12 protein-coding genes are annotated in these 13,205 nt (G+C 47.5%); 11 read left to right on the plus strand and 1 reads right to left on the minus strand.

All coding sequences use genetic code 11. From position 1 onward, the window contains the following. The first annotated feature begins 76 nt into the window (after window positions 1–76). The 7 genes from pgsA (at window position 77) to PTQ21_RS13705 (ending at window position 5,256) form a co-directional block, all read left to right on the plus strand. Complete coding sequence (pgsA, locus tag PTQ21_RS13675) at window positions 77–655, plus strand: CDP-diacylglycerol--glycerol-3-phosphate 3-phosphatidyltransferase (RefSeq protein ID WP_090954369.1); 579 nt, start codon at window positions 77–79, stop codon at window positions 653–655. Window positions 656–696: 41 nt separating this feature from the next. Then, complete coding sequence (locus PTQ21_RS13680) at window positions 697–1,179, plus strand: GNAT family N-acetyltransferase (protein WP_072734098.1); 483 nt, start codon at window positions 697–699, stop codon at window positions 1,177–1,179. A gap of 22 nt (window positions 1,180–1,201) precedes the next feature. Continuing rightward, window positions 1,202–1,627: a GNAT family N-acetyltransferase gene (locus tag PTQ21_RS13685; protein WP_090954371.1), complete on the plus strand. Its 426-nt coding sequence runs from the start codon at window positions 1,202–1,204 to the stop codon at window positions 1,625–1,627. Between the two features lie 40 nt (window positions 1,628–1,667). Next, window positions 1,668–2,105, plus strand: coding sequence for a GNAT family N-acetyltransferase (locus PTQ21_RS13690; protein ID WP_076289992.1), 438 nt, complete (start codon window positions 1,668–1,670; stop codon window positions 2,103–2,105). Window positions 2,106–2,211: 106 nt separating this feature from the next. After that, window positions 2,212–2,634 (plus strand): hypothetical protein, encoded by a 423-nt coding sequence (locus PTQ21_RS13695; protein ID WP_072734096.1) that lies wholly within the window; start codon window positions 2,212–2,214, stop codon window positions 2,632–2,634. Window positions 2,635–2,833: 199 nt separating this feature from the next. Then, window positions 2,834–4,054 carry an RtcB family protein gene (locus tag PTQ21_RS13700; protein ID WP_274570238.1) on the plus strand — a complete coding sequence of 407 codons (1,221 nt, stop codon included), beginning with the start codon at window positions 2,834–2,836 and terminating at the stop codon, window positions 4,052–4,054. Between the two features lie 23 nt (window positions 4,055–4,077). Continuing rightward, a complete protein-coding gene (locus PTQ21_RS13705) occupies window positions 4,078–5,256 on the plus strand; it encodes a DUF4272 domain-containing protein (protein ID WP_274570240.1) in 1,179 nt (392 codons plus the stop codon). 112 nt (window positions 5,257–5,368) lie between these two features. On the opposite strand, the gene PTQ21_RS13710 is transcribed toward PTQ21_RS13705, so the two are convergent. Further along, window positions 5,369–6,409, minus strand: coding sequence for a LacI family DNA-binding transcriptional regulator (locus tag PTQ21_RS13710; RefSeq protein ID WP_231952619.1), 1,041 nt, complete (start codon window positions 6,407–6,409; stop codon window positions 5,369–5,371). 522 nt (window positions 6,410–6,931) lie between these two features. On the opposite strand from PTQ21_RS13710, the gene PTQ21_RS13715 reads away from it, so the two are divergent. The 4 genes from PTQ21_RS13715 to PTQ21_RS13730 all read left to right on the plus strand — a co-directional run bounded on the left by PTQ21_RS13715 (window position 6,932) and on the right by PTQ21_RS13730 (window position 13,205). Beyond that, window positions 6,932–8,308, plus strand: a complete 1,377-nt coding sequence (locus tag PTQ21_RS13715; protein WP_240321348.1) for an ABC transporter substrate-binding protein — start codon at window positions 6,932–6,934, stop codon at window positions 8,306–8,308. 116 nt (window positions 8,309–8,424) lie between these two features. Then, window positions 8,425–11,352 (plus strand): extracellular solute-binding protein, encoded by a 2,928-nt coding sequence (locus PTQ21_RS13720; protein ID WP_274570242.1) that lies wholly within the window; start codon window positions 8,425–8,427, stop codon window positions 11,350–11,352. Between the two features lie 75 nt (window positions 11,353–11,427). Further along, a complete protein-coding gene (locus tag PTQ21_RS13725; protein WP_064641001.1) occupies window positions 11,428–12,339 on the plus strand; it encodes a carbohydrate ABC transporter permease in 912 nt (303 codons plus the stop codon). 2 nt (window positions 12,340–12,341) lie between these two features. Next, window positions 12,342–13,205, plus strand: coding sequence for a carbohydrate ABC transporter permease (locus PTQ21_RS13730; protein ID WP_064639582.1), 864 nt, complete (start codon window positions 12,342–12,344; stop codon window positions 13,203–13,205).

The following is a 13,205-nucleotide window of genomic DNA, read 5'->3' on the forward strand; positions in this document are numbered from 1 at the left end:
TTTTGTGAAAAAAAGGAGGATGGCGCAAGGGTGGAGAAATCACAACATATTGGAGTGAAGTAGAGGGAGGTTTTCCATGAACCTGGCTAACAAGATTACCCTGGCAAGAATGACATTGATTCCTTTATTTATGTTGTGCTTCATCCCGTTGCCATCATGGATACTGGAGTCGAGTGAACTTATTCGTTTTTTGGATCAGCATGGTCTGGTGATTGGCGTTATTATTTTTACACTGGCTGCGGGTACGGATAAGCTGGATGGGTATGTGGCCCGAAAATATAATCAGATCACCAATCTGGGGAAATTGCTTGATCCACTGGCAGACAAACTCTTGATTTCGGTTGCACTGATTATGATGGTTCAGGAGAATCTGATCGGTTCATGGATTGCTGTGATCATCATTGGACGTGAAATTGTCATTACAGCACTGCGTATGATTGCGAGTGAACAGGGAATTGCCTTGGCTGCTGATCGATATGGCAAAATCAAAATGGTGCTGCAGGTGGCAGCCATCATCGCTGTATTATTGAATAATTTTCCGTTCAGTTTGCTGACGGATGTGCGGGTTGATATGATTTTATTATGGCTGGCGGCAGGAGTTACGCTGTTCTCAGGATTGAACTATATCTTAGTAAATTATAGACTACTGAAATAAAGAACCCCTGCGAAACCTAACGGAAAGAAGGAAATAATCTCATGTTATCGATTCATAAGGCGGATTACCAACATAAATCAACTTTGCGTAATCTGATGGAGTTGTACAAATACGATTTTAGTGAGTATGACCCGGAAGATGTTAACGAAAACGGGTTATATGAGTATGTGTACCTGGACCATTATTGGACAGAAGCGGGCAGATATCCTTTTTTGTTTCGGGTAGAAGGACAATTGGCGGGATTCGCACTGATTCGTGAAATCGAGAGTGAACAGGGAACGAGTATATACGCTATGGCAGAGTTTTTTGTAATGAAAAAATACAGAAAGCTGGGAATGGGTGCGCAAGCTGCCATCCATGTGTTCAACCTTTTCCCTGGGACATGGAAAGTAGCGGAGATGGAGACGAATGAGCCTGCTCAGATTTTCTGGCGTAAGGTCATCGCACGCTATACCGATAATAAATACCAAGAGGTTAGAGAGCCTGACTGGGAAGGTCCTATTCAGATGTTTACCACGAAGTAATGACGAGAAGGAGGAGAAGAGGATGTCCCAAATAAACATCAATCCAAGTACTTCAGAGGATTCAGAGTATGTTCGCCAGCAACTTATCGCATTTAATGCTGCGCATGTGAGCGAGGAATTAAGGCATCGTTACGAAGAACTGAATTTCAATATCAAAAATGAGACCGGCGAGATAGTTGCAGGTGTGCTTAGTACACTTTGTTGGAACTGGCTGGAGGTTGATATTCTTTGGGTGGATGCAAATCAGCGGCAACAAGGTTATGGTTCCCAGTTGCTACGTGAGGTTGAACGTATTGCGCGCGAGAAATCCTGTGACTTCATCCAATTGAACACATTCTCATATCAAGCACCTGAATTTTACAAGAAGCATGGCTACCAATTGATCACAACGATCGAGAATGCACCGACCGGACACAGTCATTGTTATTTTAAGAAGGACCTAACGTAAGACAGCGTATGTGAAATAGGGCAAAATCAGGAGGATTATTATGGTTACCATTAAAGCAATCGAACTTGAGGATCTACCGGCGCTAAGTCAGTTATACAACGAATTGATGGGTACACCGACTAATGAACAACAGATGCAGAAGATGTTTCACTATATCCAGCAAAATGGACACTACCATGTACTCGGTGCATTTTACAACGGCGAACTGGCCGGATCAGTTATGGGTATTGAATGTATGGATCTGGCAGGGCAGTGCAATCCCTTCATGGTTGTGGAGAATGTGATTGTATCCGATCAGGTACGCAGACAGGGAATTGGTCAGAAGCTTATGCTTCAGATTGAGCACATTGCGAGAGATCTTGGATGTGAATACATGATTCTGGTGTCTGGTGATCAGCGTAAAGAGGCTCATATTTTTTATGAAAAGCTGGGCTTTAAAGATGAGAAAGTTCAGGGTTATCGGAAGCATTTTAATTAATCAATATATCACGGAAAATGTCTAATAGGTAGAAGGACTACTTAAGGAGCAGGGCGAATAAGGCATAGTCTCGAAATAAATGAACTGATATGAGGGAGGCACTCTCGTGTTCAAAAAATGGGCTAATGTTTTGATGATTCTGAGTTTGGTATTCGCTGTATGTTCCCCAACATCCTATGCCGCTGCCAAGACGGTTAAAGTGACCGTGACGCTTGTCAGTGCAGAACTGGTGGAGAACAATTCCGTTGGTAATGAATGGGCCATAGGGGCAAGTGTGAACGGCAAGAGCCTGGAGGAGGGTTCGTCGGTCACGTTGAATCTGAAACCTACAGATACGCTGAAATTACAAGCGAATGCCGAAGAGCAGGACAAAATCCCTGATCTGGGGAGCAAAAGTATGAACGTTAAGGTTTCCTCCATTACCAAATCAATTAACAAGACCCTATCCGTAGTTGTGACGGAGAACAGAGGGCGTTATTCGGGTAACACAGCGACGTGGGAGTTCAAGTTTAAGATCAGTAAGAAATAAAATAGGGACTGATCATGTAAAAGAGAGCCTAGCTCTCTTTTTTTACTTTATACGGATATCTTTGAGCTGAAGGAATGTATAGTTTCGGGAAGGGTCCCTCTTTGGTAAAATAAAGAAAGTTGTGGGCAGGGACTTATATGTTTCAATGTACATATTTAATTGTAAGTTTTAATGAAGACAAAAGGAGGTTAACCAGATCATGCGTATCGTAGATAACATTAAAGTCTGGGGGGAGCCGCTGGAGAATGCGGTAAGTCAGGCGGTGACTTGCTCGCAGTATGGAGATGTACTGGGCGTGGCTCTAATGGCAGACCATCACAAAGGATATTCACAGCCCATCGGGGGCGTAGTTGCCTACCGGAACATGATCAGTCCGTCAGGGGTTGGATATGATATTGCCTGCGGTAACAAGGCAGTGCGCACCAACCTGATGTGGGATGATATACGGGATCAGATTGCTGTGATTATGGATGATATTAATGCGACCATATCCTTTGGTGTAGGACGCAACAATCCCAACCCTGTGGAGCATGAGCTGTTCGACGATGCCAGCTGGAAGCTGTTTGATTCCATTGAGCCTGGACTACAACACAAGTTGAAGACACTCGCGCGCAACCAGCTCGGGACTGTGGGCAGTGGTAATCATTTTGTTGATATTTTTGTGGAAGAGGCGACGGGTAAAGTATGGATTGCAAACCATTTTGGCAGTCGTGGCTTTGGGCATAAGGTCGCCAGTGGTTTTCTGAATCTGGCTGCCGGACGTGCGTTTAGTGGCAAAGCGCCGGGAGAATCGATGGACCAACCACCAACACTGTTTGACCTCAAGAGTGAAATGGGTGATATGTATTGGGACGGGATGACATTGGCAGGCCGTTATGCTTATGCAGGGCGCGATTATGTGATTGAGCAGGTTCTGGGCATCCTCGGAGCGAGCGCAGAATATTCGGTTCATAACCATCATAACTTTGCCTGGAAAGAACAGCATATGGGCGAAGACGTGGTGGTGGTCCGCAAAGGAGCAACGCCGCTGGCACCGGGCCAGCTCGGTTTTGTGGGCGGAAGCATGGGAGATATCTCGGTGATCGTGGAAGGAATCCACAGCGAAGAGAATACCGAGTCTTTCCGCAGCACCGTGCATGGTGCAGGGCGCACTATGAGCCGAACCCAGGCGGCTGGCAAAATGAATTATAAGCTGCGTACACGCATGGGTGGGGAGATCAGCGAGGAACAGATGCAAGCGGCGATTCGTGCCTATGGTGTGGAGCTTCGGGGTGCAGGAACGGATGAAAGTCCATTTGTGTACAAGAAGCTGCAGGACGTGCTGAATGCGCATGCGCATACCTTGAAAATCAACCATATCATGCGTCCCGTAGGTGTCGCGATGGCCGGGGGCAATGAATTCGACCCGTATAAGGACTAATTGAAAAGTAGAAGGTGAACCTCATGAGAAATTGTGCGATATACAGCTCGCAGTTTGACCTGGATCAGCTGTTTGAAATGATTCAATCCATATACCCTCAGGATACAATTGAGCGTAAGGAAGACAAAACCCATATTCAAGTTACACGTAAGAAGTTATTTAGTAAGAAGACAAAGGGCTTCAATATCATGACGAGCCAGACCCACCCTGAAGAATTTACTGCAATGATTCAGGGGATGCTGGGATTTCTAAGTCAGATTGAGGGAAAGAATGCTACGCTACAGGAAAAGGTACTTATTAAATGCTCTACACTGAATATGGTTGTTGGGATCGAGACAGAAGAAGACATTTCCGAAGAATTCTTTAATGAATTATTGCATCTGGCCGATGCCCTGGATGCAGTCATCTTCTGGGGAGGTGGCTCCTTGCTGAATGCGCAAGGTCAGCTGCTGTTGGATGTCAACGGAGAATCCGAAGTAGAGGATTACAAAGTGACAGCGCACACCAGTTTTCTGGATGATGCCAGACCCCCGTCGGAATCTGCAACGCAGCGTAAAGAGCGCTCCGAGCAGCTTCTAACGGAGCAAGGAATCCCATTCAATGTTCATTTACCTGCAAGAGCGGGGGATGAGCATACAACGATCCGCAGTGTAGAACAAGTCGCAGATCGCGCGGTAGCCCTCTGTATTGCAGCTCTCAAGGGTGAATGCCTGGGGGCGGGGGAGAGCGCAGAAGATACAGCAGCGCTGGTCCAGGAAGTGATCGACAAGTATGATGCAGCTTCATTCTTTTCACCTGTGGAGAGAAGATTTGTGGAGCAGCATGGGGCAGAGCATCAGGAGGTTATCTCCTTTTCATGGGGATATGAGGCTTATCATGTGATGTTATGGGCGCTTGGCTACGTCAAGGAACTTGGAGCTCCGGTAAATCTTTGTAACGTAGGACAAGATGTAGGGTATTTGCAGCAATGTGACGATGTTGAAGCCTTTGTAGCCGGGGCACAGCTTCGCTCTAAAAGTGAGATTTTGGATGCAGCGGATCTAATCTACCGGTACAACTGGGTGTGTGTAGACAGTCGTGTGAAGGAGCAAACACCTCCCGGGGGTCTGAATGGCGGAGTGGCCTACGAACGTCACCGTGCGCTCAATTGGCTGATCTGTTATCTGGATCAAGATTGGGATGATGTCCGGACAGATACGTAGAATGGACTTTTAACATCAACTATTTTTTATTTGACATTCAAATTCAAATACCCCCAAGCCAGCCGAACACTGGATATGGGGGTGTTTTGCTGTCTATGGTTACCTTGCCGTTTTATCCGCTATGTCTTCCGTACTGTTCCCGAATCATCACATCAGCAAGAATCAGCTTTTTCTCCACACTGCTCTCCGGGTTGACAATTCGCCATAACATCTGGTCAACCGCACGCGCACCAAGCAATTCCTTGTTCACATTAACTGTGGCGAGTACAGGGATATTATCATACACATTATCGAAACCGGTGACTACGCACTGGTCGGGTACACTAATCCCAATACTTTCCAGAGCCTCGATGGTGTATAGCGCATAGAAGTCATTGGCACAGACAAAAACCTCAGGCAAATTCCCCTCATGAATGACCGAAGTGAACGTCTTGCGAAAATCATCCACATCCGGGCTGCTTAGTTCGGGGATCTGATTCATTTCCAATCCATGCCCCATTAATACCGAAGTATAGGCGACCCATCGTTCATAGAAGCTGTGCGCATCACTGGTATTTCCAACAAACTGAAACCGTTTGAATCCCTTGCGCAGCAAATAGAGCATAATGTCACGCATGGAAGCAAAGTTGTCTGTGAAAATACTGTCACTGTGAAAGACGGGGTCCAGATGATCCACCATGACGACGGGAATGCCCAGACGCTTAATTTCAAGCAGAATGGGTGTGGAGATAGAACCAACCGTAATAATGCCCCGAATGGCATCCGGATTCAGCAACGTGAACAGTTGATCCGCAGAAGGCTCTGTCAGAGTAAGAATATTGATGCCTTTCTGGTTCAGTCTGGAGGATATCCCGTTAAAGACAGGCCCCCAATATACGGATTCCTGATTCTGATAACGAACATTAGGAAACAAAATCAAAATGGTGCCACTCCACCGCGTGTTCTGCGGGTCCTGAAGTTCATTGCTGCTATACATATCACCAGACAACATGCTGTTATCTTTGAAATATCCAAGTTTGCCAGCGGCCTTAAGAATAACGTCCCGTGTCTGCTCACTAACACCTGATTTTCCGGACAGTGCTCGTGAGACCGCAAATTTCGACAGACCTGTAAAATGTGCAATTTCCTGAATTGTTACCTTCGTCTTCATCATACCATCCTTACACTCGTAGTTCTGCCGTATTCCTTACATCGTGCAATAAAGCTGTTTCTAGTATATCATGATGTATTTCTCTTAATCTAATAACGGCTGTAGAAGTGAAAATGTTAGTGTTCCATACATGTACCGACGAAAATAGACCTTGGCGAATGGACGTGTTGCAGGAGAAAAAGGCGAATTTTTGAATGGGTTATTATCTTTTTGTTATTTTATAAAATAACAAAATAATCAAAAATGATTTTCGTTTTGGATATGGAAGTACTCAGAATGGTATTCGGATAATATGCTATATCATAAGGTATTAAAGCGATATAACAGCATTTTATCAGAATAATTAGAAAATGTTAACAATAAAAATGTTGACGCTTACATTATGCTATGTTAAATTTTGTTTGTCAAAACCAAACGATAAAATAACAAATGGTGGTGGTCGTCGAATTTCATTAGGGTAAATGAAAGTCAGGGAGTTATGCCGGACCATGATTTGTATACACATTCGGGGAGGTTGTTAAAATCGTGACTAGAAAATGGAACGTTTTGCCGCTCATGTTATTGGTCGTAATGCTTTTTGTATCCGCTTGCAGTGGTGGGGGGACGGCTCAGCCGGCTGATGATGCACCAGCGAATTCGGGCAATAGCACTGGAACCGTCGAGACAGACAAAGAAGGCGGAACAGAAGAAGTGGCCGTAGATGTACCTGATTTGGGTGGACGTGTCATCAAGGTTGCGGCCTGGTGGGATCTAAAGCCAGCGGGGGAGACCGCATCGGATAAGGCTAGACTGGATAAAATCGCTGAAGTCGAGAAGAAATACAACGTGAAAATTGAGTTTGTAAACGTGCCATTCGAAGAATACATGAACAAATTTACCACGACAGCGCTGGCTGGCGAACCGTTCGCAGACATCGTTCAGATGGAGTACAAATCCGCATTACCCGCCATCCTCAAAGGGCAACTGCTTCCGATCTCCGAATTCACCACAGCTGAGAATAACATCAACCAAGAGGCAAACCTGATCACGAAATTCCCTGCCATCGCAGGCAACTACTACGCATTTGAATCTCCAACCAGCATCGGTCTGGGACTTCACTATAACCGTGACTTATTCAAGAAGTTGTCGCTGCCTGATCCTCAGGAGCTATACAACAAAGGCGAATGGAATTGGGATAAATTCATGGAACTAGCGAAACAGGCGACCAAAGATACGGATAACGACGGAAAAATTGACGTATACGGGTTCTCTGGCTGGGCCATCGACGTACTTCGTCACTTTACTGCAGCCAATGGCGGCACGATCGTAGACGACGAACATTCAAAAGAAGGATTATCCGATCCGAAAACGATTGAAGCTGCCGAATTCGTCAAACGCCTGTATAACGTCGAGAATGTTGTGAAAGTCAAAACAGGCGACAAAACGAACTGGGAGGAAAGCAACACATTCAAGGATGGAGATGTGGCTTTGTTCACTGCTGCGGAATGGCAGTTGGGCGATATCACCTTTGCTGCTGGAGTCGTACCAATTCCGAACGGTCCTCAGGGCAACAAGGATGTAACATACGCCAACAACGCTGCCTCAGCAAAATTCATTCCCAAAGGTGTGGAAGATCCTAAAATGGTATACCAAATCTATGAAGAAACCTTCGACATTCCGCAGATTGAAGAGTACCCAGGTCAGGATTACCTGGAAAGCCGTTATACCGACGAGAAGGACATCGCCATGATTCGCGAGCATATCGCGGGAACGGGCCGCATCCTGCTGGATGACGCTTACGCGGGTTATCCAATCGGTGACTATGTAAACGACATTATCAAAAACAATGCTTCCGTTACAGCAACAGCCGAGAAGTATAAAGCGCAGGCACAAGCGGCAGTTGATAAACTTGGCAAACAGTAATACCAGCATGATTCAGACAGGGGTACCTCGTGTCCGGGCTCACGCACGGGTACCTCTTTTCCTGTATTACCAATTAGGCATTGCTGGCATCAGCCTTGATGAGGAGGGCTCGTAGGATGGCTGGAATTCTACAACGAAAGAAATGGATCCTGCCTATAGTCATTGCAGCAGCGGCAGCCTGCGTCATACTTTTGCTTACTTCCGGTGCAGGTGTAAAGAGTGCAGTTGTGCCTTCTGGCAGTTTGCCTGCCATTGAGGTGGATGCCATCTTGCAGCAGACGAGGCAGAAGAACGGATATGAACAATATCTATCCCAAGCAGGCGAGGCCTCACGACCGAATGTGGATATGACCATAGAAGCAGGAGACTACATACGGGCAGAGGGTGAAGAGGTACGCAAGCTGAATAATTATGAGGGCAGGCCGGGTGTATCGCTTCATACTGGGGAGACAGGCGAGATTGACTGGGTAGTTGAAGTACCGGAAACCGGGCTGTACAACCTCTCTGCTGTCTATTTTCCCGTAGAAGGCAAGAGTTCGGCTATTGAGCGTGCATTGTACATTGACGGTGAACTTCCGTTTGCGGAAGCCGCCTATTTGCAGTTTGACCGGGTATGGGGCAATGAGAAACAAGCTGTTGAACAGGATAATCAGGGCAATGATCTTCGTCCAAAACAAGTGGAGAAGCCCCGCTGGATGGAGGAAACATTTCAGGACTCGGACGGGTATGAACAGGCTCCATTCAAATTCTATCTGGAAAAGGGGAAGCACACGTTAACGCTGAAATCCTCTCGCGAACCCGTGGTAATTCGATCCATACGACTATTCAACGAGAAGCCAGCCGTTGCTTATGCGGAAACCGCGGGGGCCAAGCAGATGGATTCTTCCGGTCAGCCTAAGGATGTGTTCATCCGAATTGAAGGGGAAGCGGCTGTTGCCAAATCTTCTCCTACGTTATATCCAACCAGTGAAAGATCAAGTTCAGCCGTATCTCCGTACAGCGCTTCCCAGGTGCGTATTAATACGATTGGTGGCTTTAACTGGCGTCTGCCAGGACAGTGGATCGAATGGGAAGTGGACGTGCCGGAGAGTGGACTTTATCATATCGGTTTTACCGCTCAGCAAAATTTTGTCAAAGGCATCTATTCCACACGCAAGCTGACCATCGATGGCGAGATTCCATTTGCGGAGATGACAAAGGCGCCATTCCGTTACCAAAGCGACTATCGCATTGATGTGCTGGGCGGTGAGGATGCTTACAAGTTCCAGTTGGATAAAGGCAAACATGTCATTCGGCTGGAGAACAGCCTGGGCGACTTCGCACCACTTATTCGCAATGTGGAGGACAGCCTGTACAACCTGAACTCCATGTACCGGAGAATCCTAATGATTACAGGCACCAAGCCGGATGAATTCCGGGATTATCGGGTGGAGAAGCAGATCCCAAATCTGCTGGAGGTGTTTAGCGGAGAAAGCAAACGTCTGAAGGAAGTTGCAAGGCAACTTCGTCTTCTGTCAGGCCAGTCCAGCGATCAGGAAGCGTTGATCAAAACGATGGCCCAACAGCTGGATGAGATGATCGATAAGCCGGATAGCATTCCAAGAAGACTTGCCGCTTACAAAACGAACACAGGCGGACTGGGGACATGGGTGCAGCAGGCTCGCGAGCAACCGCTTGAGATTGATGCTCTCTATGTAGCTTCATTAGACAGCAGCATTCCCGGAACGGGTACGGGTCCACTGGCGAAGCTTGGTCATGAAGCGAAGACATTCTATCACTCGTTCTTCATTGATTATAACCAGATCGGGAACGTAGCCACATCAGAGGATCAGCGCACGGTGACGGTCTGGATCGGCAGTGGCCGTGATCAGGCGAACACGATGAAAGCGATGATTGATGAGACATTCACACCGGAGAGCGGCATCAACGTCAATTTGAAGCTGGTCAACATGGGTACGCTGTTGCCAGCCACCTTGTCGGGTGAAGGACCTGATGTAGCGATGCAGATCGGCAATGATCTGCCGGTGAACTTTGCGATGCGGAACTCGGCGGTGGATCTCACCCAGTTCAGTGACTATACCACGGTAGAACAGGAGTTTAGAGACAGTGCCATCGTACCGTACGCCTATGATTCAGGCGTGTACGCCCTGCCGGAGACACAGACCTTTAATATGTTGTTTTATCGAAAAGATGTGCTTGCAGAGCTGGGGCTTGAAGTTCCTCAAACGTGGGATGATGTCGAGAGCCTGCTGGCGATTCTGAGTAAAAATCATATGGAATTTGGCATGCCGGTGGTGGCCCAAGCCAACATTCAGGGGGTCAATATCCCGCCTAACTCGCAGTATGCCACAATGCTGCTGCAGAACGGAGGCTCCTTCTATCGGAATGACGGCAAGGAATCGGATCTGGACTCGCGCATCGGTATTGAGACCTTTAAGAAGTGGACAGAGTTTTATACCGATTACAAGCTGGAGCGGGAGTATGACTTTGCCAACCGTTTCCGGACTGGACAGATGCCGATTGGTCTGACGGATTACACGATGTATAACCAGTTGTCTGTATTTGCACCGGAGATCCGTGGATTATGGGGATTTGTTCCGGTTCCGGGGACTGTGCAGCCGGATGGAACATTGAATCGGGACGTTCCGGGTGGCGGCAGCGCGGTCATGATGCTGGAAAGCGCCAAGGACCAAGAGGCCGCGTGGGAGTTCATGAAATGGTGGACCAGTACACCGGTTCAGGCTGAGTTTGGCCGCGAGATGGAAGGGCTGATGGGTGCGGCTGCGCGTTATCCGACAGCCAACATCAAGGCACTCGATTCACTTCCATGGCCTGCTGAGGATTATGCGAATCTGAAAGCACAATTCGAGACGGTAAAGGGCATTCCCGAGGTGCCTGGCGGTTATTTTACCGGACGCCATCTGTTCAATGCATTTTACAAGACGGTTGTTGGCCAAGTGGAAGCCAGGGAATCCATCATGGATTACACCCAGTATATTCAGGACGAGATTCGAGTCAAGCGTAATGAATTTGGTCTTCCGTAAGCAGAGGGAGGGTTAACAGTGTCACAAATATCACTCCGAGACGGACAAAACAGTCCTCCTGAGAAAACACCAGGCATGGGCATGAAATCATGGTGGTCCTGGAAGCTCAAGGAAATGAAGGCCAGCAAACATTCCTATGTACTGCTAGCTCCTTATATGATCCTATTCATCATGTTCACTGTGATTCCGGTGGTCATCTCCATCATACTCAGCTTCACTTATTTCAACATGTTGGAGTTTCCGCGTTTTATTGGCTGGCAGAACTATACCCGGCTGTTTCTGGAGGATGACGTATTTCTGATTGCTATCAAAAATACGTTGCTGTTTGCCATTATTACCGGACCCATCAGCTATATTGCCTGTTTCGTATTTGCGTGGATCATTAATGAATTAACACCCAAATGGAGAGCGTTCATGACGCTGATTTTCTATGCGCCATCCATATCGGGGAACGTCTATTTTATCTGGCTGATGATTTTCTCGGGGGATCGCTACGGTATAGCCAATGGACTGCTGATCAAATGGGGATTTCTGCTGGAGCCAATCCAGTGGTTGAAAACGGAAGCCTATATTATGCCAATCCTCATTCTGGTGCAATTGTGGCTCAGTCTTGGCACAGGCTTTCTGGCGTTTATCGCCGGTTTGCAGACCGTAGACCGGACGTTATATGAAGCAGGTGCGGTAGATGGAATCAAAAATCGCTGGCAGGAGCTCTGGTATATTACCCTGCCTTCGATGCGCCCGCAATTGATGTTCGGTGCGGTCATTCAACTTACGACCTCATTCGCGGTGGCGGATGTGTCCATTGCGCTGGCGGGGTTCCCAAGTGTGAACTATGCGGCGGAGACGGTGGTGACCCATTTGATCGACTTTGGTACAACGCGGTTTGAGATGGGATACGCCTCGGCGATTGCAACCGTGCTGTTCATGATTATGGTGGGCACCAACCTGCTGGTACAGAAACTGCTTCGAAGGGTGGGAGAATAGCTATGGCTGCAATTGCGACAGGCAAAAAGCGGGTCAACCGCTCTTTATCAGGAAGCATCTCCCTGTTTGCCCTTCTGCTCGTATTTGGTGCTTTCATGGTGCTGCCGCTGATCTATGCGATCAATAATGCGTTCAAACCGCTGGATGAGATTTTTACTTTTCCACCCACACTATTTGTCAAAAATCCAACGTTCAGCAACTTTACGGATCTGCTGAATCTGCTGAGTGACTCGTGGGTTCCGTTCTCACGATATATATTCAACACGGTATTTATTACGGGCATTGGCATCGTGGGCCATGTACTGCTCGCTTCGGCAGCGGCGTACCCACTCGCCAAGCACAAATTTCCGGGCAAAGTGTTCATGTTCCAGGTTGTTGTGCTTTCCCTGATGTTCACACCTGCCGTGACGGCCATTCCCAACTATATGATCATGTCATGGCTGGGTTGGATTGATACGTATTGGGCCGTCATTATTCCGGCATTTGCCTATTCATTGGGTCTGTATCTGATGAAGCAGTTCATGGAGCAGATCCCGGATGCGTTGCTGGAAGCAGCCAAAATTGACGGTGCCAGTGAATACCGGATTTTCTGGTCCATTGTCATGCCCAATGTAAAGCCAGCTTGGCTCACCTTGATCATTCTGCTGTTCCAGATGCTGTGGGGCAGTGATGGCAATGGATACATCTACAGTGAACAGCTCAAGACCTTGCACTATGCGGCGGGTCAGATCATTCAGGGCGGGATATCCCGGGCCGGGGCAGGTGCTGCGGTAGCACTTATTTTGATGAGTGTGCCCATTACGCTGTTCATTTTCTCGCAGAGCCGCATCATTGAGACGATGGCGAGTTCGGGCATGAAGGAATAA

Source organism: Paenibacillus marchantiae, assembly GCF_028771845.1.
Taxonomy (GTDB): Bacteria; Bacillota; Bacilli; order Paenibacillales; family Paenibacillaceae; genus Paenibacillus; species Paenibacillus marchantiae.

What these genes read in the sequence shown, in the direction of transcription:
- PTQ21_RS13680 (WP_072734098.1), top strand. Translation starts at nt 697, where the DNA reads ATGTTATCGATTCATAAGGCGGATTACCAACATAAATCAACTTTGCGT.
- PTQ21_RS13710 (WP_231952619.1), bottom strand. Translation starts at nt 6,409, where the DNA reads ATGATGAAGACGAAGGTAACAATTCAGGAAATTGCACATTTTACAGGT.
- PTQ21_RS13685 (WP_090954371.1), top strand. Translation starts at nt 1,202, where the DNA reads ATGTCCCAAATAAACATCAATCCAAGTACTTCAGAGGATTCAGAGTAT.
- PTQ21_RS13725 (WP_064641001.1), top strand. Translation starts at nt 11,428, where the DNA reads ATGGGCATGAAATCATGGTGGTCCTGGAAGCTCAAGGAAATGAAGGCC.
- pgsA (WP_090954369.1), top strand. Translation starts at nt 77, where the DNA reads ATGAACCTGGCTAACAAGATTACCCTGGCAAGAATGACATTGATTCCT.
- PTQ21_RS13730 (WP_064639582.1), top strand. Translation starts at nt 12,342, where the DNA reads ATGGCTGCAATTGCGACAGGCAAAAAGCGGGTCAACCGCTCTTTATCA.
- PTQ21_RS13720 (WP_274570242.1), top strand. Translation starts at nt 8,425, where the DNA reads ATGGCTGGAATTCTACAACGAAAGAAATGGATCCTGCCTATAGTCATT.
- PTQ21_RS13705 (WP_274570240.1), top strand. Translation starts at nt 4,078, where the DNA reads ATGAGAAATTGTGCGATATACAGCTCGCAGTTTGACCTGGATCAGCTG.
- PTQ21_RS13700 (WP_274570238.1), top strand. Translation starts at nt 2,834, where the DNA reads ATGCGTATCGTAGATAACATTAAAGTCTGGGGGGAGCCGCTGGAGAAT.
- PTQ21_RS13690 (WP_076289992.1), top strand. Translation starts at nt 1,668, where the DNA reads ATGGTTACCATTAAAGCAATCGAACTTGAGGATCTACCGGCGCTAAGT.